At 45.2% G+C, this 21,809-nt stretch carries 23 protein-coding genes and 1 tRNA gene; 11 read left to right on the forward strand and 13 right to left on the reverse strand.

Annotated elements, in window-relative coordinates; translation table 11 throughout:
- Window positions 1-128: 128 nt before the first annotated feature.
- Entirely contained in the window at window positions 129-1,445 is a 1,317-nt protein-coding gene (locus C9I92_RS09590) for a methyl-accepting chemotaxis protein (RefSeq protein WP_047884520.1), read from the forward strand.
- Window positions 1,446-1,679: 234 nt separating this feature from the next.
- On the opposite strand, the gene C9I92_RS09595 is transcribed toward C9I92_RS09590, so the two are convergent.
- Window positions 1,680-2,198, reverse strand: coding sequence for a M48 metallopeptidase family protein (locus tag C9I92_RS09595; RefSeq protein ID WP_047884519.1), 519 nt, complete (start codon window positions 2,196-2,198; stop codon window positions 1,680-1,682).
- Window positions 2,199-2,414: 216 nt separating this feature from the next.
- Here C9I92_RS09595 and C9I92_RS09600 point away from each other — a divergent pair, with 216 nt between their 5' ends.
- The 4 genes from C9I92_RS09600 to C9I92_RS09615 all read left to right on the forward strand — a co-directional run bounded on the left by C9I92_RS09600 (window position 2,415) and on the right by C9I92_RS09615 (window position 5,417).
- Entirely contained in the window at window positions 2,415-2,867 is a 453-nt protein-coding gene (locus C9I92_RS09600) for a methyltransferase family protein (protein ID WP_047884518.1), read from the forward strand.
- A 378-nt stretch (window positions 2,868-3,245) separates the two neighbouring features.
- Entirely contained in the window at window positions 3,246-3,641 is a 396-nt protein-coding gene (locus tag C9I92_RS09605) for a SpoIIAA family protein (RefSeq protein ID WP_047884517.1), read from the forward strand.
- 133 nt (window positions 3,642-3,774) lie between these two features.
- Window positions 3,775-4,449 (forward strand): porin family protein, encoded by a 675-nt coding sequence (locus tag C9I92_RS09610; RefSeq protein WP_146149681.1) that lies wholly within the window; start codon window positions 3,775-3,777, stop codon window positions 4,447-4,449.
- A gap of 71 nt (window positions 4,450-4,520) precedes the next feature.
- The gene (locus C9I92_RS09615; RefSeq protein ID WP_047884516.1) at window positions 4,521-5,417 is read left to right on the forward strand and encodes a 6-pyruvoyl trahydropterin synthase family protein; all 897 of its coding nucleotides are present in this window, start codon (window positions 4,521-4,523) and stop codon (window positions 5,415-5,417) included.
- Window positions 5,418-5,630: 213 nt separating this feature from the next.
- On the opposite strand, the gene C9I92_RS09620 is transcribed toward C9I92_RS09615, so the two are convergent.
- Window positions 5,631-7,103, reverse strand: coding sequence for a phospholipase D family protein (locus C9I92_RS09620; RefSeq protein ID WP_248827370.1), 1,473 nt, complete (start codon window positions 7,101-7,103; stop codon window positions 5,631-5,633).
- A 489-nt stretch (window positions 7,104-7,592) separates the two neighbouring features.
- Between C9I92_RS09620 and C9I92_RS09625 the strand changes: the two genes are divergently transcribed.
- The gene (locus C9I92_RS09625; RefSeq protein WP_047884840.1) at window positions 7,593-8,609 is read left to right on the forward strand and encodes a manganese-dependent inorganic pyrophosphatase; all 1,017 of its coding nucleotides are present in this window, start codon (window positions 7,593-7,595) and stop codon (window positions 8,607-8,609) included.
- 101 nt (window positions 8,610-8,710) lie between these two features.
- Here the strand turns inward: C9I92_RS09625 and C9I92_RS09630 are convergent.
- Both C9I92_RS09630 and C9I92_RS09635 read right to left on the reverse strand, forming a co-directional pair.
- Window positions 8,711-8,801, reverse strand: a tRNA-Ser gene (locus tag C9I92_RS09630).
- Between the two features lie 809 nt (window positions 8,802-9,610).
- Complete coding sequence (locus C9I92_RS09635; RefSeq protein WP_047884515.1) at window positions 9,611-10,198, reverse strand: LysE family translocator; 588 nt, start codon at window positions 10,196-10,198, stop codon at window positions 9,611-9,613.
- Between the two features lie 114 nt (window positions 10,199-10,312).
- On the opposite strand from C9I92_RS09635, the gene C9I92_RS09640 reads away from it, so the two are divergent.
- Window positions 10,313-10,756 carry an Lrp/AsnC family transcriptional regulator gene (locus C9I92_RS09640; RefSeq protein ID WP_047884514.1) on the forward strand — a complete coding sequence of 148 codons (444 nt, stop codon included), beginning with the start codon at window positions 10,313-10,315 and terminating at the stop codon, window positions 10,754-10,756.
- 81 nt (window positions 10,757-10,837) lie between these two features.
- Here the strand turns inward: C9I92_RS09640 and C9I92_RS09645 are convergent, their stop codons facing one another.
- The 4 genes from C9I92_RS09645 to C9I92_RS09660 all read right to left on the reverse strand — a co-directional run bounded on the left by C9I92_RS09645 (window position 10,838) and on the right by C9I92_RS09660 (window position 14,108).
- Window positions 10,838-11,587: a DUF2076 domain-containing protein gene (locus C9I92_RS09645; protein ID WP_047884513.1), complete on the reverse strand. Its 750-nt coding sequence runs from the start codon at window positions 11,585-11,587 to the stop codon at window positions 10,838-10,840.
- Between the two features lie 353 nt (window positions 11,588-11,940).
- Complete coding sequence (locus C9I92_RS09650; RefSeq protein WP_047884512.1) at window positions 11,941-12,510, reverse strand: YceI family protein; 570 nt, start codon at window positions 12,508-12,510, stop codon at window positions 11,941-11,943.
- Window position 12,511: 1 nt separating this feature from the next.
- A complete protein-coding gene (locus tag C9I92_RS09655; RefSeq protein WP_047884511.1) occupies window positions 12,512-13,045 on the reverse strand; it encodes a cytochrome b in 534 nt (177 codons plus the stop codon).
- A 358-nt stretch (window positions 13,046-13,403) separates the two neighbouring features.
- On the reverse strand, window positions 13,404-14,108 hold the full coding sequence (locus C9I92_RS09660; protein WP_107193834.1) for an HAD family hydrolase: 705 nt from the start codon (window positions 14,106-14,108) through the stop codon (window positions 13,404-13,406).
- Between the two features lie 332 nt (window positions 14,109-14,440).
- Here C9I92_RS09660 and C9I92_RS09665 point away from each other — a divergent pair, with 332 nt between their 5' ends.
- Window positions 14,441-14,752, forward strand: a complete 312-nt coding sequence (locus tag C9I92_RS09665) for a hypothetical protein (protein WP_047884510.1) — start codon at window positions 14,441-14,443, stop codon at window positions 14,750-14,752.
- Between the two features lie 206 nt (window positions 14,753-14,958).
- Here C9I92_RS09665 and C9I92_RS09670 read toward each other — a convergent pair whose 3' ends face one another.
- Together C9I92_RS09670 and C9I92_RS09675 are read right to left on the reverse strand one after the other, a co-directional pair.
- Window positions 14,959-15,555, reverse strand: coding sequence for an NADPH-dependent FMN reductase (locus tag C9I92_RS09670; RefSeq protein ID WP_047884509.1), 597 nt, complete (start codon window positions 15,553-15,555; stop codon window positions 14,959-14,961).
- Between the two features lie 9 nt (window positions 15,556-15,564).
- Entirely contained in the window at window positions 15,565-16,464 is a 900-nt protein-coding gene (locus tag C9I92_RS09675; RefSeq protein WP_047884508.1) for an EamA family transporter, read from the reverse strand.
- 393 nt (window positions 16,465-16,857) lie between these two features.
- Between C9I92_RS09675 and C9I92_RS09680 the strand changes: the two genes are divergently transcribed.
- Complete coding sequence (locus tag C9I92_RS09680; RefSeq protein WP_047884838.1) at window positions 16,858-17,388, forward strand: GNAT family N-acetyltransferase; 531 nt, start codon at window positions 16,858-16,860, stop codon at window positions 17,386-17,388.
- A gap of 173 nt (window positions 17,389-17,561) precedes the next feature.
- Here the strand turns inward: C9I92_RS09680 and C9I92_RS09685 are convergent, their stop codons facing one another.
- Window positions 17,562-18,149, reverse strand: a complete 588-nt coding sequence (locus C9I92_RS09685) for a TetR/AcrR family transcriptional regulator (RefSeq protein WP_047884507.1) — start codon at window positions 18,147-18,149, stop codon at window positions 17,562-17,564.
- A gap of 141 nt (window positions 18,150-18,290) precedes the next feature.
- Between C9I92_RS09685 and C9I92_RS09690 the strand changes: the two genes are divergently transcribed.
- Window positions 18,291-19,496 carry an MFS transporter gene (locus C9I92_RS09690; protein ID WP_047884506.1) on the forward strand — a complete coding sequence of 402 codons (1,206 nt, stop codon included), beginning with the start codon at window positions 18,291-18,293 and terminating at the stop codon, window positions 19,494-19,496.
- Between the two features lie 170 nt (window positions 19,497-19,666).
- On the opposite strand, the gene C9I92_RS09695 is transcribed toward C9I92_RS09690, so the two are convergent.
- Window positions 19,667-20,245 carry a TetR/AcrR family transcriptional regulator gene (locus C9I92_RS09695; RefSeq protein WP_047884505.1) on the reverse strand — a complete coding sequence of 193 codons (579 nt, stop codon included), beginning with the start codon at window positions 20,243-20,245 and terminating at the stop codon, window positions 19,667-19,669.
- A gap of 268 nt (window positions 20,246-20,513) precedes the next feature.
- Between C9I92_RS09695 and C9I92_RS09700 the strand changes: the two genes are divergently transcribed.
- A complete protein-coding gene (locus tag C9I92_RS09700) occupies window positions 20,514-21,044 on the forward strand; it encodes an HPP family protein (RefSeq protein ID WP_047884504.1) in 531 nt (176 codons plus the stop codon).
- A 167-nt stretch (window positions 21,045-21,211) separates the two neighbouring features.
- Here C9I92_RS09700 and C9I92_RS09705 read toward each other — a convergent pair whose 3' ends face one another.
- On the reverse strand, window positions 21,212-21,787 hold the full coding sequence (locus tag C9I92_RS09705) for a TetR/AcrR family transcriptional regulator (RefSeq protein ID WP_047884503.1): 576 nt from the start codon (window positions 21,785-21,787) through the stop codon (window positions 21,212-21,214).
- Between the last annotated feature and the right edge of the window lie 22 nt (window positions 21,788-21,809).

Raw genomic sequence — 21,809 nt, forward strand, 5'->3', positions numbered from 1 at the left:
GTAGTAGACGCATTTTAAATCCCAAGAGTCATTAAATCTCAACACGTTCCTTTTATATAAAATTCCCATAAGGAATCATTTGTTCATCTATATTGTTATTTAGATGTATAGATGACAGGGAATGTCCGATGTTTGGTCTATTGAAACGCAATACGGTTTCTCAGGAAACACTTTTATCCGTTACCCATCTTTACCATGAATCTCATCAGTTATTGACTGCAATTACAGACTCATTTGCCTCTATTGAATTTACCCCATCCGGTCAGATCCTTTTGGCTAATCCACTTTTTCAGAGCGTGATGGAATACTCGATTGATGAGATAGAAGGTAAACACCACCGTATGTTTTGTACTGAGCATACCCGGAATAGCCAGGAATACAGAGAGTTCTGGCACCAATTGGCGTCGGGTGTCCCGATTAATGGATTATTCCAACGGGTAACAAAAAGTGGTCGGGAAGTCTGGCTAGAAGCCAGTTATTGCCCGGTGCATGATCAGGAAGGACGGGTGTGTAAAATCATCAAGGTGGCGACCGATGTCACCGAGCGGGTTATGGCCCATCACCATTTAGAAAGCCAGGTGAAAGCGGTTTCTCGATCGATGGCTATCATTGAGTTCGACCTGTCCGGCAATATTCTGTTTGCCAACGAAAATTTTCTCGGGGCCGTTGGATACCGCCTGGAAGAAATACAGGGACATCATCACCGTATGTTCGTTTCACCGGAATATGCTCAGTCTAGGGAGTATCAGCAATTTTGGGCAAAACTGAATCAAGGGCAGTTCCTGGGCGGCAAATTTGAACGGGTGAATAAAGCGGGGGATCGTCTTTGGCTAGAGGCAACTTATAACCCGATTTTTGATACTAATGGCCAATTATACAGAGTGATCAAATTTGCCACGGATATCACCCAGTCGGTCTTGCTGGAGCAGGAAAATAATCAACTGGCTTACGAGTTATCCGTAAAAACCTGCCAGCTGTCGGCCGAAGGTTGTGAGTCGGGGCATCAGGCAATTGCGAAAATGTCCGAAATGGTTGCTGGCCTGAATGCAACTTCAGACGTGATTTCGCAACTGGAGGCTCAGTCCCAGATTATCACCAGTATGGTAGACACTATTTCGGCGATTGCTAACCAAACCAATTTATTAGCGCTTAATGCGGCAATTGAGGCGGCTAGAGCTGGAGATCAGGGAAGAGGCTTCGCAGTGGTTGCCGATGAAGTGAGACAGTTGGCGGCTCGTACCAATGAATCCACCGTCAGAATTGAAGATGTTGTTAAGCAAAACAGCCAAGTGACCTCTCAAGCCGTGGATTCTATGTCGACAATCATTGCCAGTGCCCGAAGCAGTATGGAAAGGGTTAAGGCGGCGAATGAGGCGATTCAGGATATTGAAAAAAGTATCAATGACGTTGTGGCAGCGATTCAACGATTGTCGGCGACAGGATAGCAAAGCATGGTTGTTTGAGTCCTGATCTTCCGCAGGTTTTTATCTGACTCGCGTTCAATTATCTTGATAGTCTGTTAACGACTGCTACTTAGTCAGACACGCCCAACTGCTTTGACGAGGTTGGGCGTGTCCGTATTGCTATGCAGTTTGGGCTTGCTGCTGCGTCAAAAGCTGCGCCAAAAATCGTAGTGGATAAATGCCGCGGCTATAAATCAAACGGCCAAAATGTCACATTTAAGAGTCGGCGGTTGAGTATATCGATCCGTCCTGATCCATCTGGGTCAGCAACAAACGGGTATCAAACTCAAGTTGGTGGTAGTGCGGTTCCATATGGCAACAAAGCTGATAAAACGCCTTGTTGTGTTCTTTCTCACGAATGTGAGCCAGCTCATGTACCACGATCATACGAAGCATTGGCTCAGGGGCTTGTTTAAACAAGGTCGAAACCCGAATTTCATTTTTCGCTTTTACTTTATTGCCATGCACGCGAGAGACAAAGCTGTGTAATCCTAAAGCATGATTAACAACATGAATTTTGCTGTCGTAGGCCACTTTACTGATGGGGGCAGATTTTCGAAGGTACTGATTTTTGAGTGCCATAACAAAATCATACAGCGATTTCTCAGATTGAACCTGATGTGCTTCAGGGTATTTATTCAACAAGTAAGCCTTTAGCTTATCATTTCGAATAAGGGTGCTGATCTGGTCAGTTAGATGTGAAGGATAACCCTGTAAATATTTCAGTTCGTGCATGAGAGAATACCAGAAGCAGATCAAAGCGGTGATTCTAGCCAGAGCGCAGTGCGACTGCAATGGATTAAGTACGGTGGCCAGTAGCCATTTAATTGTTAGTGCAATAAATTCAGAACGATGGACGTTGTCAGAACTGAGAGTTCTCGCCCATACTTATAAGCAGAAGCAATCGAAAATGCTGATTAGTCAGAGCTTTGTACCAATAAGGAGCGCACTATGTATTTACGGCTGCCACCCCCTTTAGTTTTACTGCTGTCGGTTTTTGGCATGTATTTGCTGGCACAATTAATGCCTTTGTACGAATTTCACTTTGCCGGGCAGCGTATGCTGATGCTAATGTTCTGTTTGGCGGGGACGCTTATTGGACTGGCTGCAGTCATGTCTTTTGCCAGAGCGAAAACAACGGTTAACCCACATAAACCCGCAAAAACGTCAGCCCTTGTCACAACGGGTATTTACCGGATCTCTCGCAACCCAATGTACCTCGCTTTACTGTGTCTTCTCATGGCGGCTTTCATTTACTTTTCGGCCCTATCAGCGGTGCTGATGATCGGCGTGTTTGTTATGTACATGAACCATTTCCAGATTGCGCAGGAAGAAACAGTCCTGAAAGCCATGTTTGGTGAGCGGTATGAGAAATACTGTCATCGTGTAAGACGCTGGTGTTAAAGTTTTTTTGTGTTGACGTGGTTTTGAATAGTTGCTCTGAACTGGCACCATCCCAACTCATTGCTATTGAGGCAATGGTCATTCATTAAAATGAATTCATATATTTAGGCGTGGTTTCATTGCATGATGAAACCACGCTGACATGATATTTCCCTGCATTGAATGCTTTATTTTCCCGCCAAATGAATCTTTTCTGACATGATTTTCCACTTGTTTTGATTTTTTGCACTTGCACTTGCACTTGCACTTGCATCCACGCCCTGCAATATGGTTGTGCTTATTCGAAATGTACAGGGGCAGTTTGCGTTCATAAAGGCACTGACGATAGGCGTCGTCGGTCTACACTTGTTTGATAAAGGCAAAAAAGAGGGAATTACAATGAGCTATTTACATGGTGTGCATGTTGAAATTGAACAAAATGAGAACCAAATTTTCATGGAAATGAAAGCAATCGGCACGCTGACTCATGAAGATTATGAAAAAATCACCCCATTATTGGAAACAGCCCTGGAAGGCACAACGGATCCTGTCGTTAATGTTTTCTTCGATGGGACAGAATTTGAAGGCTGGGATCTGCATGCTGCGTGGGACGACCTTAAACTCGGGCTGCGCCATGGGAGAAAATTTAACAAAATAGCGTTCTATGGTAATGAACGGTGGCAATCGATTATGTCCAAAGTCGGAAGCTGGTTTATCAGTGGTGAAGTGCGCTATTTCGAAGATTCTATTGAAGCCATTAACTGGCTTCGGGAAGCAGATAAATCTGCAAGCTGATTCACTATAGCCTTGTATCCTTGAACTGAATGTCTTGGAACCGAGTGTATAGTATTGAATATTAGATTGATTTAATATAACCACTCAAAAAAATAATAAGGCAAAAACCCGTTTGCCTTGCGTTGAAGGTGTGGTGGACATGAGAAAAAGAATAACCCTTGCCGGATTCATCTTTTCGCTGTTTCCGGCGACGGTATGGTGTGAAAATGCGAGTCAGGGATTGACAGACATTCAGCCTGCTTCAGATCTGCGGTATTTTGTTGGTTTGCGTGCTGGTGCCAGTCAAATGGGTAATGATGATAAAGCGACCCTTGTGAATGGCGGGCTTTTTACTTCTGATGACAGTAGTTATGCAGGCTTTGGTGGTCTGGACTTTGGAGTGTACAGCCAAAAGTGGAACACTCGCATGTATTACAGTTATGAATACCACACCTCGACGACAGAGTTTGAAGGGGATGATGCGTACGACATTAACGCCCATCTACACATGCTGAGTGCTGATCGTATATTCCGGCCTGATTCAAGTATCCAGCCGTTTGTGGGACTTCATTTTGGTTATGCGTTTGCAAAATCGGATTCTCGCTTTAATGATAAATATGAAAACGATGGATTCGTTTTTGGTTTTCAGGCAGGGGTAGACTGGAGAATTTCTGATAGTGTTGCTGTTGAACTGGGTCTGCGACATAGTGTGTTACCGTCAGATCGCACCAACTGGTCAGCAGAAGACAGCCAGGGTCAACCTGTTAACGTCGAAACGCAACTCACTGGGGTTTCTTCGGCGTATCTGGGCGCAAGTTACCGATTTTAAGCCGCTGGTTTACTCAGAAAAATAGCTGCGTATAATGCCTTGCCGCAACCAGAACCAATAAGGACTTCACTTTGAAGCTATTTGTAAGAGATCTAACCGTTATCGATGCCTCGTACCTGTGTGAGCAGCGCGGAATGGTAGGAGAGAGCTGGATTCTTGATGTGGTCATGTCGGGCGAACTGAATGAAATGAGCATGGTGCTTGATTTCAGCCGCGTGAAAAAACGTATCAAGCAGCTTGTTGATGAATTTGTTGACCATCGACTGATTGTGCCTCGTCAAAGTGCGGCGATTCGCATTGCTGAAAGCCAATTGGGCTATTCAACGGTTGACCTGTTACGCGGCGAAAAGAGTATTTACCTGAACTGTCCTGATGAGGCGTACTGCTTTATTGATGCCAATGAAGTCACGATTGAGTCGGTTACTCAGCACATTTATGATGTGCTCAAAGGTCAATTACCGGAAAATGTACAGGGTCTCGAACTGACACTGCGACATGAAGCGATTCCCGGGGCGTTCTATCATTACAGCCATGGTTTGAAAAAGCACGATGGTAACTGTCAGCGTATTGCCCATGGTCATCGTTCTCCGATTGAGTTGTTGGTTGATGGTGAGCGTGATGCATCATTGGAACAGCAGTGGGCTGAGCGTTGGCATGACATTTATCTGGGTACTCAGGAAGATTACTGTTCGTTGAATGAACTTGATCTGAGTCCGGAAGCAAAAGCCGCGAAAGAAGAAAGTCATTTTGCTTTTCGCTACACCGCACCTCAGGGTGAGTTCCAACTGGCCATTGCTCGTTGTGAAACGGAAATGATTCCGACTGATACAACGGTTGAGTTACTGGCACAATACATTGCCGAGCAGGTTAGTCTGCAAGTCAATGAAAGTAGTGTACTGGACGTTGTGGCATATGAAGGTGTAGGCAAAGGTGCGATGGCTTCAATGCCCGGACGTAAAAGCGCGTAATTCGGGTTGTCGCCCAAGGTGGATGTTCAGAAGCTTACTTGTCTTTGGGCTCCGACTACAAACGCACACAGCTCAACGATAGTTTTCTAAAGCCCCTGTTTCAAGACAGGGGCTTTTTCTTGCCTTACGTTTTTTGGCAACTCTTAAACTCGGCTGTTTTTAGTATGACAGTTTGCTGCTTTTCAACGGTGGTTCAGGCTTAACGGGCGAGCATCAGAGTAGATTCTCAATAGGCAGAATACCGGAGAACCATGCCGCGATCCGTAGCCACATGCTGGCATCAGGCTCGGTTGAGTATTGCTTGCCGGTCGCATCATCAAACCAGACGATCTCGCCACTTTCATTCAGTTCAAGGCGATAGGTAAACTGCGGCATATGTTGCTCTATACCCTGGTACACGTCATCAGCAAAGGCAGGAGATTGCACCAGTACACCCATTTCGGTGTTGAGGTAGGCAGAGCGCGGGTCAAAGTTAAACGATCCGACAAATACATCCTGTTTATCAATGATGAATGTTTTGGCATGCAGACTGTTTCGGGAACTCCCCAACCATGATCGTTCTCGCTTATGCAGGCGGTCAGCTTTGACTTCGTACAGTCGGATGTTGGCTTCCAAGAGCGATTTTCTGTATTTTGCGTACCAGCCGTGTACGGCAAAGACATCGTTAGATGCCAGTGAATTGGTAATGATGGTGAGCGTAATGCCTTTATTAGCCGCTCGGGTTAATGCATTGGTTCCCTTTCGCGTTGGCACAAAGTAAGGGGATACCAAAAACAGTTCAGATTGCGTTTGCGACAAAATGGCATCCAGTTCATGGAGCAGTAAGTCACTGTTTGCGCTCTGATAGATTTTCTCTGGTGGATCGTAATGTAGTTCAGCTTCACCCCAGTAAAAGGACAGGGATTTGTCTTGAATTTTCTTTGCAAGAGGTAATTCCGACAGTTGAGCGACATACGGCGACTGAGTTTCAATTGCCTGTTGCAGCATGGCTTCCCATTTATCCAGTTGTGCCTGAGAAACCGGCGCATAGTTATCCACCAAATCTTCGATTGGTGAAGCTGGCTTACTGTTCCAGTAAGTATCAAATTCAAGGGAGAGTTGAGGAATAATATTTCCGAGCATCAGGAGATCAAAATCCCCGAAATCGACCTCCCCATTAGCCGAAAAATATTCATCCCCGATGTTGCGTCCGCCCGCGATACCGAAAGTCCCGTCGACAATAAGCGCTTTGTTGTGCATACGACGATTTAAACGGTCAAAGTCACCAATAAACCCCAGAGCACGACTGACACGCTGACGAAATGGATTAAAGAGCCGTACTTCAATATTCGGGTGGCTGGATAGCGAGGCCATAACAGCGTCATCGCGAGACTGCATGTCATCGAGTAACACCCGCACCCGCACGCCACGCTCTGCCGCTTTATATAAGGCATAAGTGAGGAGAGAGCTGGTGGCATCGTCGCGGTATATGTAGTACTGAAGGTCGATACTATTATCGGCGCTGTGGATGAGTGCCAGTCTTGCCAAAAAGGCTTCCTGTCCATCAGCTAGAGGGTAAAAACCGGTTAACTCAGGATGGCTGTCCACATAAGGTTGAGCAACCTTTGCAAGTCTGCTGTTGGTGTCAGCAGACATCGCCTGGCTCGGATGCTTATCGTTACTTGGGGCATGGCTACATCCAAACATAAACAAAGATGTCGCTAAAAATAAGTTTAATTGTAGTCTGCGGCAGGGTACCAAGGAAAAGTCCCGGGTTGTTTTCGACCGAAGAAAAGCAGGGATCAATGGCATAGACAAGTGTCATTTTGCTCTGAATACCAACAGTGTATGCAGCAGAGGGTTTGTTTTCAATTGCTTGCTTTGAGCTTTAGCTGTTATTGGGATACGGAAAAAGGGAAAGTGGTGTTTTAAAGCGAACATTGCGTATGCACTTACACCTTCGTTATAACAGCTGCATTGACGCTGCAACCTGAATCGCAAAAAGGTGAACATTGACACATTTGTAAATCATTAAACGTCATGATTTTTAAGGAAAATATCTTAACTGTGTTGTTTGTCGAAAAAAACAAAATCGCTTACAAATATAAGGTGAATTCATTTTCAGGCGACACTAAATTGCGTTCTGCAGGCAGCAAACTGTACTGCAAATTAACTCGATTTATTGTAAGGACAAAAATGAAACCCTCACTACTTGGTTTGACCCTTTTGGCTTCGTTTAATTGCGTTGCAGAAGGCGCATTGGATTTACATACCCTGTCTAATAACAATACAGATAACCTGGTGTGGGTAGGACATCTTAGTCCTGATACCGACAGTGTTGCGTCAGCAATTATGGCGGCACACCTCTATGGCGGCATTCCTGCGATCACTGAAAATCCTAACCCGGAAAGTCAGTTTGTACTGAATTATTGTGGAATTGATGCTCCACAGGTAAAAACGGATTTTTCTTCATACCAAATAGGTTTGCTGGACTTTAATCAGTCAACGCAATTAGCTGCCTCTATTCAGCCGGAATCAATCACAGCGATTATTGACCATCATGCATTGGGAAGCTCCCCGATTCGTTTACCGCAAATTGTGAGTATGGATATTCGGGCGTGGGGGTCGACCGCGACGATCCTGACTGAAAGTGCAGGAAGGTTAAAAGTCGATATCCCGAAAGCAATAGCATGTGTGGGACTTGGGGCTATTCTTTCTGATGCCGTAGTTTTTCAGTCGTCAACCACAACGGACTATGACAAACGTTATGCCGACAAACTGGCAAAAATTGCAGGTATTAAGGATATTCAGGAATTTGGCCAACAAATGCTGGTGGCGAAGTCGGATCTCAGTCATTTCTCTGCTGAAAGTATTTTGACGATGGACTACAAAAATTTCGAATTCGGCGGGAAGAAGGTGGGCATTGGCGTTGCAGAAACGCTGACCGCTCAGCAGTTAATTGACAGAAAATCAGAATTTCTTACAGCAATGACATCTTTCAAAAAAGAACAGGGGCTCGATTATCTGTTCTTTTCAATCACAGATACGAAAAACAAGCGTGCCAATATTCTTTGGGTAGACAGTCAGGATAAAAAAGTGTTGGCGGACGCTTTCGGTACTGCTATCAAAGGAGACATTCTGGTTATGGATGGCGTGACGTCCCGCAAGCGTCAAATCGGTCCTGCCATTCAGAAATCCATTGAGGCACAATAACCCACACTTGTACTCGTTGAATAACAAGTGACTCATATTGCTCTTCTGGTTTGAATGCGTATTACGAAAAAGCCCCAGCATAACTGCTGGGGCTTTGAATGTGGCGGAGAGATAGGGATTTGAACCCTAGATACGCTATTAACGTATGCCGGTTTTCAAGACCGGTGCTTTCAACCACTCAGCCATCTCTCCGTAGGTCGCGAATATTACCCAGACTAGCATGTGCTGTAAAGCAATAATGTAGAAAACGCAACCATTCACTCAAAAAGCAATCAGGTTTGGTGCTTTTTAGTCTGCAAAATACCGTTCAGGTGTCATTAAAATACTTTGCTTACAAAATAAATTTTGTTATGTAGGTGTTAAATATTGACATACATCACAATTATTGAATGTGAATATTGTGATGACTAGTGGCATTAAAGATGAATTTAATCAGGTATTCGTTGATGGTTGCAGGAAAATAATCGGATGAAAGGTCTTTCTTTGGAGGTTGTTAATTTCACAGAGTAGTGATAATCGTGTTTCTTTTACTCTGTACTCTTCACATCACTGTGAAGTTGCGTATATTGGTTCAGGAGCCCAACAACACTGTGGTTCTGGAAGTTAGCCTTCCTGTAGTTGTTCCAGAGAAGTACCCATAATTCGTTGTGGGCATAGATTTAGTCCGAGGTAAGTAAATATTAACAAGGAGTAAATATTATGGCTAAACGCGTCTCTAACAAACGTATCCGTGAAATTTTGGATGAAGCAAAATCCAAGAAGTGACTATTTCATTCTGACTTGTCTTTGCTGAAGATAAGCTTCTACATATAATGTTTAGATAGCTTTTAATATAAATCTTCAAAAATACAGCTTTTTAACAGATGGCTTTTCAGTATTACATCTAAAGCAGTGTATAGATGCAAAGAAAAAATAGTAACGTCAACAAAGTAACGAAAGCCTCCATGTCGGAGGCTTTTTGATTTAAGCAATTCTGTCATTCAGTGCACCGTTGGTACGGGTCAAATCACCTGTACCAGAGAGCCCAGTAGCAGGGCCGCCATTCCGTAGTTAAACCAGCGTAGTTTGTTTTCTTCATTAAGGACTGATTGCATTTTCTGTCCGGCATAGGTCCACATACTGACCGCGGGCACGTTAACGAAGGCATAGGCTGCAGCAATGATTGCAATGCCTTGCCAGTTTTGTGACAGATTGAAAACACTCACTGTAGATAATGCCATTGACCATCCTTTGGGGTTGAGCCATTGAAAACCGGCTGCTGACAAAAATGTCATAGGTTGGTAATCTGATGCTTGCGAGGTGCTTGGCTTACTTTTCGCAATGGCGTAGGCAAGATATACCAGATAAACGGAGCAAGCGATTTTCAGTATATCTTGTAACACGGGGTAGGCTTCAAAAAAGCCAACCAGCCCGATCCCCACTAGAATGACCATGAAACTAAAACCGAAAATAATGCCTAACATGTGTGGAATCGTGCGCATGAAGCCGATGTTGGCACCAGAGGTCATGAGCATGATGTTATTCGGTCCCGGTGTTGCGCAGGAAACAAAGGCAAAAGTGACAAGTGCTGCAAGCTGTTGATATTCCATGGTTATTATCTTCCCGTTCAAGTGTTTTTCTATGCTTGAATATTAATTTAAATCTCATTAAATTATCTGTCTGAATGTGCTTGAAACTGAAATAATTCACAATGAAGTTGTGCTATGGATAGATTTGACGAAAGAATATTGCATGAGCTAAAAGCCAATGGTCGACTCTCGAATGTTGACCTCGCCCAGCGGGTGGGTTTATCACCATCGGCAACATTAAGACGGGTACAGGAACTGGAAAAAAAAGGAGTCATCAGCGGATACCGAGCTGTACTCGACAGAAACAAGCTGGGAGTAGGGTTTGTGGCCTATGTGTCAATTGGGTTGTCAGATCACAGCCGCAAGTCTCAGCGTGATTTTGAACTGCAGGTTATGGATTCAGAGCAAGTTGTGGAATGTCATAATATAACAGGCAGTAGTGAGTACCTGATACGGGTTGAAACTGCGGATCTGGCGTCTTATAAGCGCTTTCATTCCGAAAAGCTCGGTGAAATACCACAGGTTAACACCATTACGACCATGGTGGTGATGGATACGCCGAAAGATGAGCGAGGATAAAAAGGCACCCAATGGTGCCTTTTTATCTTTAATGCCCAGTATGCTATGCAGGGCGGCCTAGATCTAAGTCTGTGGTCTTATTTACACGTCTTCGTCGAAGCCGAAATCGTCTCCGCCTAGAAAGCTATCTTCGCCAAAGCCGCCTTCACCAAAGTTATCACCACCAAATCGGGTTGGATCCGCGCTGGCAAAACTGTCGTCGAAACCGGCGCTGCCGAAACCACTTTCTTCAAATCCGGCGTTTCCGAAACCTGTGCTGCCATCGGTGTAATCTGATGCGAAGCTTGAGCTGTCATCCAGGAAACCACCAGTGTTTTCCTGTGCGGCATCAGTGGATGCTGTTTCAGTGACAGAATCAGCTGTTGCGGTATCGGCTGCCGCAGCATCTGCCGATGCCGTGTCCGCAGCTGCAGTTTCTGCTGCTGGGTCATCATTGCCAAACAGGGCATTGCTGATCATGTGTCCTGCAACCATACCAACGGCTACGCTGGCAGCAGTCTGCATGAAGCTGCCGAAGGCACTTGGTTGATGAACAGGGCGAGGTGGCATCGGCTCAGGGCGGCTGCCCCCCATCATTTTACTCAGAGCACCGCGATTAGCTTCCGTTTTATGGTGCTCAACGCACTGCTCCAGGTAGTCGTTCTTTTGCTTGAGCTCTTTAAGCGCCATCTCCTGAACCAGTACAGCCTGAGTCAGTTTGTAAATGGCATCTTCCTGTGAAGCAATTTCATTGCTGATCAGGCTTTCAGCATCAGCATCTTTGTTCTTTTTCGGGCTTTGCTTCAGTTTGTTGGCAACATTTAAGATGAGCTCTTTTTCTTGTGGAGTCATGGTTTACCTTCTCTAAATATGTACGGATTGCACTTGAAGTAGCACTTTAGTTAATATTTGGATTTATGACCACCATCGTAGCCGAGGGTTCCTATTTAAATCTGTAACTATACGTAACTGAGTGATAATAGGATGAGAAGCAAACGGTATGGTGGAGGAGTGAACCAGAAGTTCAGGGCGGACTGTTCCGTTAGCGTTTGGCATTTGCAAAAACTCACAGCCAGACTTACTGGGTAAGAGGCAATACAGCTCAAAGGCTACCTGGCGAAAGCCGAAAATGGAATAAAAAATCCGGCCTTAGCCGGATTTTTAAAGCTTTGCAGAAGTGACGGCAAGTCATGATTTCGTCAGTATTACTGGCGAATACCTTCAACATGCAGTTCAAGGTCAGCATAGCTGGATGTACCCATTACCTGAATACCGAAATCTTTCAGTTCAATACGGGTTGAGCCTGTGAAACCGGCACGGTAGCCGCCCCACGGGTCTTCACCTGCACCAACAAATTTAGCATCAATTTCCAGAGGTTTTGTCTGGCCATGCAGTGTCAGATCACCATAAATGGTCATTTCACCATCTGCTTTAGGCTCTACTTTTGTTGATGTGAAAGTCGCGGTACCGTATTTGCTAACGTCAAGAAAATCACCACTGCGAACGTGCTTATCACGCTCAGCGTGGTTACTGTCAAAACTTGAAGTATCAACATTGACTGTTACTTTGGATGCAGCCAGATCTTGCGGGTCATAGCTAAATGAGCCGTCAAATTTATTAAAACGTGCTTTAATGAAGCTGTAACCCAGGTGGCTAACTTTCAGGTTGATTGAAGCGTGCGCGCCTTTAGTATCAATCACGTAGTCAGCGGCGTTGGCAATAGTTGGTACAGAGGCTGCCGCCATTAAGCCCAAAGCAATCAAATGTTTCTTCATATTATTTAACTCCCAACATTTTTTTCAATGTATTGTCCTTGTTGATGAAATGGTGCTTTAACGCAGCCAAAGCATGGATTACTGCGAGTCCTATCAGGCCATATGCCAGGTATTCGTGGATTTCGCCTGCAATGTCAGACTGATCTGGAAACAGTTCGCCCATCGCGGGTACAGAAAACCAATTAAAAACGTCAATAGCTCGCCCGTCTTCAGTCGAAATCAGATACCCAGACATAAAAATGCCAAACATCATCAGGTAAAGCAGAAAATGGGCGATTTTAGCGCTCACTATTTCCCAGCGTGCACCTTCGATTACGGGTGATTTTGCTAATAATTTCCACAACAAACGAAAAACCGTGACAATTGCCAGACAGATACCGACTGACTTATGCCAGAACGGTGCGGTTTGATACCATTTTGAGTAGTAATTCAGATCTACCATCCAGAAGCCTACTGCAAAGAGCCCAATGACAACGATTGCCGTCAGCCAATGGATAATGACCGTTAATGGGTCGTAAACTTGTTTTTGTTTCATGACCGGCACACTCATCACTATGAATGATTACTATTTTAGATTGTCTGAAAAAGAATATAAGGTGTCGTAGTTGAACAACAACATCGAATAATTTGAATGAACCTTTTCCATTTGATGCCTAAGTTAGCGATATGACGGTAAAAAAGACAAATTTTATGATCGGTTTGACGGAAAAGTATTTGTTTCAGAATGAGATAGAAGTCTCATTGAAAATGGTGTGAGAAAAAATGAGCCGTACCTGCAATGCAGTTACGGCTCTGGATATGGTTTTTGGCGTGGCCCCGGAAAGCTCTATTTCAAGGGGCACTTTTTGCATGGAGACCGTTTTTTCTGCGCGGAATGTTTTTCTCAATCCGCATTAACGCAAAATGTTATTTTCGTGGCGCCAGTCCATGATGGTCCACTCATTCATTTGTGCATGGAGCGCCAGTGCCGGATCCGGATTTACCGCGAAAGGACGGTCTACCGCATCCAGCATAGGTAAATCATTAATGGAGTCACTGTAGCCATAACTGCCCTTAAATTGGGTGTCCTGCTCATCCAGCCAAGCTTTCATCCTTATCACCTTTCCATGTTGATAGGTCAGAGTTCCTGAGGTCTTTCCGGTTAAAATACCGTTGATATGTTCAAGTTTTATGGCAATGGCATCGTCTGCGCCTATCATGGCAGCAATGGGTTTGACCAGGTGTTCGCCAGTTGCTGAGATGATCAGCACTTTATCTCCCCGCTTTTTGTGCCATTGAATGCGTTCAATGGCGTCATCATATAAGGCTGGCTTGATTTTTTTCTCGATGAAGTCGTCAACCAAGGCATTGAGAGCCTGGTAGTCCATGCCCGCGATTGGCTTTAAGGTGGCTGCCATATAAGCATCCATATCCATTTCACCTTTTGCGTAGGCTTTCATCATTTCCTGCTCTTCCTCAAGCAGTGAAGCGGGAGCGATACCTTGCTCAACCAGGTAAGCAATCCACAAGCTGGCGGAATCAGCGGCGATGAGGGTTTCATCGAGGTCAAACACAGCGAGGTAAGGATTGGCTTTTGCTGTAGGAATACTGGAGATCAACGTCTGTTCCTATTTTATTGTGAGTACTAATATTCAGTTTCTACTGGCATCCGCTCAGTTTGCAACAAGCCTATGCAAGATGTGTGACACTTATGTTGCGACAAGATGTACTTTTTAAGTCGGCAGGAGAAAGTCAAAATCAGGGCAGGGTGAGGGCGTGCTAACCTCCCGACACCTCATTCTTTGTATTTCATAAACCTGATAACTGGAGTTGGATCTTTGTTCCATTTCTGCCTATAGATTTAATAAATCAACAATATATCTATCTACTTATATGCCTTTCTACGCGCAGGCATGCATTGTTTTACTATTAGGAACAAGGAGCGCGGACAATGAAAAAGACACTGCTGATATTGACCGCTAACCATCTGCTCTTTGTGTTGTTTCTGGTTTTATACAAATTTCTCTGGTTACATACCCAAGGAGAAAATGTTGCTGAGGTGAGTGATTCCTCGGCTTCACTGCTGATAAATGTATATGGTATGTCATTGTTTCCATTGCAATTACTGGTGGAACTGGTTTTTGTACTGCGCCTTGCTTATTTAGTCATCATTAAGAGTGCGCAGTTTGATCATTTTTATGCTTGGTCAGCATGTCTCGCCAGTGGCGGACTGGTGTGCTGGTTTACTTTGGTCCCTCAGTAACTCTCTGTGGTAACGCTATTTCACCTGTATTCTTTGAGGGCTGTGCACGGATACTCAGAGCAGCAGAAAAACAAGGCACAATTCGAGAAAGAGTACTTGAATAAAAGCGTGCACTTTTGTTAAAGAGAGATACCGACAGTTTAGTATCAGATGGTCACTGTAGCAGCGATCGTTGTAGCAACGATCGCTGAATTAATGGTGGCTGGTTACATTCCGTATGGGAATTTTTCTGATAAACCATCAAGGGAGCGACGTACATCTTTCAGGGCCTGAGCGTAGGCATTCAACTGGTGTAAGGTGTAGCTACAGCGTTCCGAAAAATGATGATCGCTGCATTGGAGATCCTGCGTAATTAACGCTTCCGACTGTCTGAAGATAAGGTGATCAGGAATGAAGCAGGCGTGATTGTTTTTCGAACCCGTCATACGCAACTCCGAAATGGGATACACGCCATTGATACTGGCAGACACACTGGTCAATAACACCGGCTTGTGTCCCAGCTCTTTATCTGTACAAAGTAACAGGAAATTTTTCAGGGCGGGTGTCGCCATACCATGCCACTCAGGCGTGATGAGAATTACTGCATCGGCTGCTTGGAGTGTCTGAGCCACTGGCTGCCAGCCGTTCCACTCCTCGGAGCCTGACCAAAATCCTTCATTCCAGAAAGGCAGTGCCAGATCATGTAGATCCAGAACATCTGCGCGTGTAAAGCCTTGCTTCAGGCTCTGAGTTTTTAAGTAATTTGCCACATGCAGGCTCTGAGATGCTTCGCGCTGACTGCCAGAGATAATTAATACATTCATGGTATTGTCCTATTTTGATAGCTGAGTCGTTAAAGTGGTTGTGGTTGCTGCCTGAGGTCGGGGCAGGGAGAAATACAGTGCAATGACAATGCTGAACGCGCCGAGTAACTGGTATTGAGACAATGTTTCACCCAGGATAAAGAACCCCAACAGACAGGCAGAAACAGGACTAAGGAAACCAATGAAAGATGTGGTGACTGTCGGCAGCTTTTCGATGCCTCGGAACCAGATCATATAGCTGAATACTGCGCCGATTAATGCCAGGTAGCTGTAACCCAAGACATTATTCACTGTCAGACTTGATGGGAGCCCTTCCAGTAACAACGTCAGAGGCAGCAGGAACAAACCACCGAAAGTGAGCTGCCAGCCGGTAAAACTGAGCAGTGACAGTCCATCCGGACGCCCCCAGTATTTGGTCAGCACAATACCGCCAGCCATACAGATTGAGCCTGCAACTCCGGCCAGAATGCCTTGCCAACTGATTCCTGCACTGGCATTGAGAACCAGCATAGCGACGCCTGTGATACCAAACACCGCGGCCAGCGCATGGTGAAAACTGAGTCTGGTTTTAAGCAGCATGACGCTGAAGAACATCACAATCAATGGCTGGCATGACATGACCAGAGCGGCAATTCCTCCCGGCAAATAATACGCAGCGACAAAGAGAAAATAGAAGAAAGCGCCAATATTCAGGATGCCGAGTATGGCCACTCGTACCCACCATCCACGGCGGGGAGCCGTCCGGCACAAGGCTAACAGAATCAATCCGGCAGGTAGAGCCCGCAGTGTTGAAGCCAGTAGGGGCATATCCGGCGGCAACAGTTCCGTCGTTACAATGTAGGTACTGCCCCAAACCATCGGTGCAAGTGCTGTAATCAGCAAATTTAAGAGTAATGTGTGCTTGGCCATGACTTCTCCTTGATGACGCACTTGTTGAGTGCGAACAGTTAACTGAGTGCGAGCAGTTAAATTGTTGCCAGCGATCTGCTAGGCAGTTAATCGCGATGTCCTGACTGGGTTAACGTGAATATGATGATTAAAAGTATCTCTCATTAGAGATACTTTTAATCTAGCGGGTTGGTTTGTTATGGTCAAGTATCTTTTGTTAAAGATAGTTAAGGGATAATTCACAGAAGTAAGGTGTTAAATAGGCGCTGGAGGTTATGGATTTGTCTGGTAAGATGATTTTTATATTCAAATCAATGCATTTCGGTGTTTGTTTTGATGTTTGTGTAATGATGCAGGCTTTGATTTTGCATCAACGAGGAAGGAAAGAAACAAAACGTTACGGAGGCCGGAGTGGTGGAAAATCATCGAATAAGACTTGAATTACCCAATATGTGTCATGTTGAATCCATGTATGAGGCGTTCGAAGAGAGTCGGGAAGTACTGGGGCGGTTTATGCCGTGGCCACATGTTGTGTCATCTTTAGATGATATTGCTGAGAACATGCAGCAAGCGATCACAAACAGAGAAAAGTTTGAAGGTGAGTTGCGTTACACCCTAATTTGCAAAGAGACCGAGCGTGTATTGGGGGTGTTAGGGTTAACGATCCTGGATAAAACCGTGCCTTCGTTTGAAATCGGATACTGGTTACGAAACTCAGCTGTAGGTAAAGGTTACATGACAGAAGCGGTTAAGCTGGTGGAGCATTATGCATTTGAAACGTTAAATGCCAACCGTATTCAGATTTGTATGGCAGATAAAAATCTAAAAAGTCGCGCTATCGCAGAACGTTGCGGTTACAACCATGAAGCGACATTACTCAATGCCCGTCGGTTACCCAACGGAGAACTGGGTAATACCCTCATTTATTGTAAATTGCCGGCATAGCTCCTGCGTAGTTCCAGCATAGTTCCCGCATTGTCCCAGAATTATCTCTGCATAACACTGATTGTTGTACGAGAGGCGATTGACACTCCGTGAAGAACGGTTCACGGAGTTAGTCAGCCAGCATCAGGCTCATTTCTGTCACTGGGAAAGCAGATCTTTAAGCAATTAACTCTTCAAGCAAGCAGTCCTTCAAGAAATAGGTTTGTGCTCTCAATAGCTTGGTGCAATGCTGCATCGGGCTGGTCATGTCTGGATATCCAGAGAGCAGACTCCATCAATCCACCGTTTATAAATCGGGCCAGAAGTTCCGGGTCGCTTTCTTTAATAATGGCTAGATCCATTAAAGTACGCAGTCTGTCGGATATGGCGCTGATGCAATTGAGCCTGATGCTGTGTAATTGTTCTGCATCTAAAACAGAATACGCATCGCGCAGCACTATCCGCTGAATTTCAGGTTCGGTCGCCATGGCCAGATAAGCATGACAACGAGCCAGAAAGGCGTCCCATGGTGATTGAATCTCTGAGGCGATGGCCGCTAGTCGCTCATCCATTTCCGCATCAACTTGTTGTAATACGGCAAAAAATAACCCTTTCTTATCACCAAAATGATGGTAAAGAGCACCGCGTGTCAGTCCTGCCTGTGCGGTTAGATCATCCATCACCGTCTCAAAAAAGCCAGCATTCGCAAAGTGCTGGCGAGCTGTGTTTAACAGTTTTAACCGTGTTTCTTCCATCATTTCGGCACGGGTTCGGCGTGTCATCATGCAGTCCTTTTTGAACAAATGTCGGGTATTAAAATATTTGACATACGCTGTGTATGTCAAATATTTTAATATACGCTGCGTATGTGAATGTGTTGGGAATGCAGCAAATTTCGATAAATGGATTTTTAAGGAGAAAATATGGCCAATCCATACCGATTATTGTTTAAAAAGCCGGGGACTGTGGCTTTCACTTTGGCAGGGTTAGTGGCAAGAATGCCAATTTCGATGGTGGGCATTGGAATCATTACAATGGTGGCCCAACTGCGCGATTCTTATTGGTTAGCAGGTGCGTTAGCCGCGACCTTTACGCTCACAATGGCATTTGCGGCTCCACAAATTTCGCGGGCAGTGGATCGTTTGGGGCAATCTACAGTATTACCTTATGTCACTGTCGTTAGTGTACTGGCAATGTGGTTGTTATTACTTTCAGTCAGGATGGGCGTGCCGGACTGGATTTTATTTGTTCTGGCATCCTTAGCCGGATTAATGCCAAGTATGCCTGCGATGGTTAGAGCTCGCTGGACGGAAATTTTACGGGATACACCGGATTTGCATACCGCGTATTCGCTTGAATCAGTACTGGATGAGGTCTGTTTTATTCTTGGCCCGCCGCTGGCCGTAGGATTAAGTGTAATCGTCGCACCGGAAGCTGGTCCTTTGGTTGCGAGCCTGCTTCTTGCCGTTGGAGTGACGGCGTTTGTCATGCAGAAGAAAACCGAACCAAAAGTTACGCCTGAACCAATCGATGACAGCCCGCCACTATTAACATCATTTGCATTTATCACACTTATTCTGGTGTTGATTGCTCTAGGGACAATTGTTGGTTCTATTGATGTCATCAGCGTGGCCTTTGCGGAGCAGCAAGGACAGCAAGTCGCGGCAAGTTTTGTACTTTCTGTTTATGCCATTGGCTCATGCCTGGCGGGGCTGGCTTTTGGTGCAATGAAGCCACAGCGAACTTTGAATCATCAGTTGGCCATCGCGGCAACGGCAACAGCGTTAACAACCTTACCATTGATGTATGTCAGTAATTTATGGATGCTGGCTGGCGTACTTTTCCTGTCAGGAATCTTTTTCGCACCAACCATGATTATTGTGATGGGGATAGTCGAAAAAATGGTGCCTCAAACCAAGCTCACCGAAGGGTTAACCTGGATGATTACCGGTTTGAGTATTGGCGTTGCGACGGGAGCGGCTTTAGGTGGCTGGTTTATTGATCAGCACGGTATATCTTCCGGTTTTCTGCTGGCTGTCTTTTCCGGTATTTTGGTCTTTTTGCTGGCGATTTTGTATCAGTTTACTGGCAGGAATCGAGCCGTTGCGACAGTCTCACAGAAGTTTTAATTTTCTTTTCGCTGCTTATAAGTTTAGGAACTCATACTCTTAGGAGCTTAGCCTCTTAGGGGATCAGAACGACAAAACGCCAGTTGAGAGTACTGGTTTTATCTAACCAAGTTAGGGGCTTGGCGCTAACTTGGTTTTTTCAATCATGCGTAAATAAAAAGCGCGTTTAATCATTTCACGGATTGACGAAGCAGGCTGTTCATCGTTTTCCGGTATGACGATTCATAAGAAGTACTGTCTCCAAATTCTGCTCGCACTATCATTCCCTCAAGGAATGTCAGCAATATTTCGGCATGCTCATGGACCCAGTGGGTGAGATCTTCTTGATCATTACGATCATTTAGCGCTAGCACCAGAGATTGCATTAATGTTTTCAACCACGCTTTATGGGCAAGTGCGTGCTCGGCAATTGCCTGATCATGGCCTTTGAACTCCGCCAGGGCATGCATGAACATACAGCCTTTAAAGTCGGAAGCGTGAAACCACGAAAAATGCCAGTCCAATAAGGCATCAAGTTTACTAAACGGTTCTGGCTGTGCATCTGTCACCGCTTGCAGTTCTTCCTCAAAGCGCTGATGGCGGCGAATTAAGACGGCTTCAATGAGTTTGTTTTTCGAACCGAAGTGGCGGTACATCGATGTCTTCGATACGGCGGCTTTATCCCGAATCAAATCTACGCCAACGGCGGTATATCCTAATTCGTTATACAGCGCTTCAGCGATATTCAGGATGTGATCTTTCTTACTCACGGCTCATCCTCCTCAGGCGTTCCGAAATAATTTAACGCCTATCATAAAAGATTCTTGCGCTCAGGTGTACAGATCTGTATTCTTTTTGTTGTGTACAGATCTGTACACCCGTGAGGTTACACTACTCAGGGGTGGAAAGCGCTGTACGGTTCGTCTTTAAGCCATGTGGATGACACGAAATACGTTTACAAATGTTTCGCGATACAAGCTTTGATTAAAGCTGCCAGAAGAGCTTCAAAAATTTGGCTCGATAAATTCTCAGGAGATGATGATGAAAAAGCTAAAAGGAGGCGGATCGTTGCCGCCAAAACCAAGTAATGTTCAGCTACTAAAAGGCCTGATAGGTGGGTTTCTGGGCATATTAACCTTGGGATTACTCACACAAACGACGGGAAGTGCATGGCTGATGGCACCTTTCGGTGCAACCTGCGTCATATTGTTTGCCGTGCCTGACTCCCCGCTGGCGCAGCCGAGAAATGTGATTGGTGGCCATTTTGTTACTGCGGCAGTCGGGTTGGTTGCGTTGTACACTTTCGGGGATTCGATGCTGGTAATGGCACTTGCTGTGGGTGTCGCCATTATGCTAATGCAATATTTCAGGGTGGTGCATCCGCCGGCGGGCGCAAACCCATTAGCTGTGATTCTTGCTGGTCAGCAAGCCGTCGGTTTTGATTTTCTGATCACACCAGTGCTGGTGGGTAGTGTGATGCTGGTGCTAATCGCGTCCTTTGTTAATAATCTTGGCAAAGAAAACCGCTGGCCGGTTTACTGGCATGGTGTTTCCAGGCAGAAGAGCTAATTGTTTGGATAAACCAGCAAGCCAGTTTGTTGGCTTGCTGGTCAATCAGGAAATAGCCAGAGGCGTGATATCGAAAGGGCTGCCCCCTCAGTAGAGAGGCGGTGCAGTCAACAAAAGATCTGCGCAGTTAACAGATGAGCTACACAATTTATCGCGCAATAAAGAGATTAACTGCGAAGCAATGTCAGCAGACAATTCAGTGCGGTATCCAGGTCGTCATAACGTTTACTTTTTCCCAGAACTCGCATCCCCTGCATGTGATTTAAAATCAGACGAGCCAGATCCTCTGCAGGCAGAGACGATTTTATTTCATTGCTTTGCTGTGCATTTAGTATTGCATGCGTGATCACAAGCAATAACTGGTCAAACAACGCGTTGCCTTTTGTCAGCACGTGCTGATCTTCACCAGCATGTTCAACCAGCGCATTTTGCATAAAGCATCCGCTTGTGTTTTGCCGTTGAATAGCCGCAAACCTTTTCAGAAAAGATTCCAGATCCGGCATTGAAGATGTTTCCTTTGTTAATTCAGACAATGAAGGAAAAGAAATTTTATTGAGGTAGGCATCCAATGCTTCGTAGTACAACTGCTGCTTATCGCCAAATGCATTGTAAAGACTGAAGCGATTGATATTCAGTGCATCCACCAAATCTGAAATCGCGGTATTGGCATAACCTTTCTGCCAGAAAAGCGCCATCGCTTCCATCAACTTTTCATCCCTGTCGAAATTCGCTTTTCTTGCCATCGCACACCTACTCTGAAACAGC

Origin of the sequence: Photobacterium ganghwense (genome assembly GCF_003025595.1) — a bacterium.
Lineage (GTDB): Bacteria > Pseudomonadota > Gammaproteobacteria > Enterobacterales > Vibrionaceae > Photobacterium > Photobacterium ganghwense.

Bases quoted from the DNA above. Each gene is read 5' to 3' on its own strand.
- C9I92_RS09590 (WP_047884520.1), top strand. From the start codon at position 129: ATGTTTGGTCTATTGAAACGCAATACGGTTTCTCAGGAAACACTTTTA.
- C9I92_RS09685 (WP_047884507.1), bottom strand. From the start codon at position 18,149: ATGACACGCCGAACCCGTGCCGAAATGATGGAAGAAACACGGTTAAAA.
- C9I92_RS09650 (WP_047884512.1), bottom strand. From the start codon at position 12,510: ATGAAGAAACATTTGATTGCTTTGGGCTTAATGGCGGCAGCCTCTGTA.
- C9I92_RS09595 (WP_047884519.1), bottom strand. From the start codon at position 2,198: ATGCACGAACTGAAATATTTACAGGGTTATCCTTCACATCTAACTGAC.
- C9I92_RS09700 (WP_047884504.1), top strand. From the start codon at position 20,514: ATGATGAAAAAGCTAAAAGGAGGCGGATCGTTGCCGCCAAAACCAAGT.
- C9I92_RS09705 (WP_047884503.1), bottom strand. From the start codon at position 21,787: ATGGCAAGAAAAGCGAATTTCGACAGGGATGAAAAGTTGATGGAAGCG.
- C9I92_RS09620 (WP_248827370.1), bottom strand. From the start codon at position 7,103: ATGTTTGGATGTAGCCATGCCCCAAGTAACGATAAGCATCCGAGCCAG.
- C9I92_RS09675 (WP_047884508.1), bottom strand. From the start codon at position 16,464: ATGGCCAAGCACACATTACTCTTAAATTTGCTGATTACAGCACTTGCA.
- C9I92_RS09605 (WP_047884517.1), top strand. From the start codon at position 3,246: ATGAGCTATTTACATGGTGTGCATGTTGAAATTGAACAAAATGAGAAC.
- C9I92_RS09655 (WP_047884511.1), bottom strand. From the start codon at position 13,045: ATGAAACAAAAACAAGTTTACGACCCATTAACGGTCATTATCCATTGG.
- C9I92_RS09635 (WP_047884515.1), bottom strand. From the start codon at position 10,198: ATGGAATATCAACAGCTTGCAGCACTTGTCACTTTTGCCTTTGTTTCC.
- C9I92_RS09645 (WP_047884513.1), bottom strand. From the start codon at position 11,587: ATGACTCCACAAGAAAAAGAGCTCATCTTAAATGTTGCCAACAAACTG.
- C9I92_RS09625 (WP_047884840.1), top strand. From the start codon at position 7,593: ATGAAACCCTCACTACTTGGTTTGACCCTTTTGGCTTCGTTTAATTGC.
- C9I92_RS09640 (WP_047884514.1), top strand. From the start codon at position 10,313: ATGGATAGATTTGACGAAAGAATATTGCATGAGCTAAAAGCCAATGGT.
- C9I92_RS09600 (WP_047884518.1), top strand. From the start codon at position 2,415: ATGTATTTACGGCTGCCACCCCCTTTAGTTTTACTGCTGTCGGTTTTT.
- C9I92_RS09690 (WP_047884506.1), top strand. From the start codon at position 18,291: ATGGCCAATCCATACCGATTATTGTTTAAAAAGCCGGGGACTGTGGCT.
- C9I92_RS09670 (WP_047884509.1), bottom strand. From the start codon at position 15,555: ATGAATGTATTAATTATCTCTGGCAGTCAGCGCGAAGCATCTCAGAGC.
- C9I92_RS09665 (WP_047884510.1), top strand. From the start codon at position 14,441: ATGAAAAAGACACTGCTGATATTGACCGCTAACCATCTGCTCTTTGTG.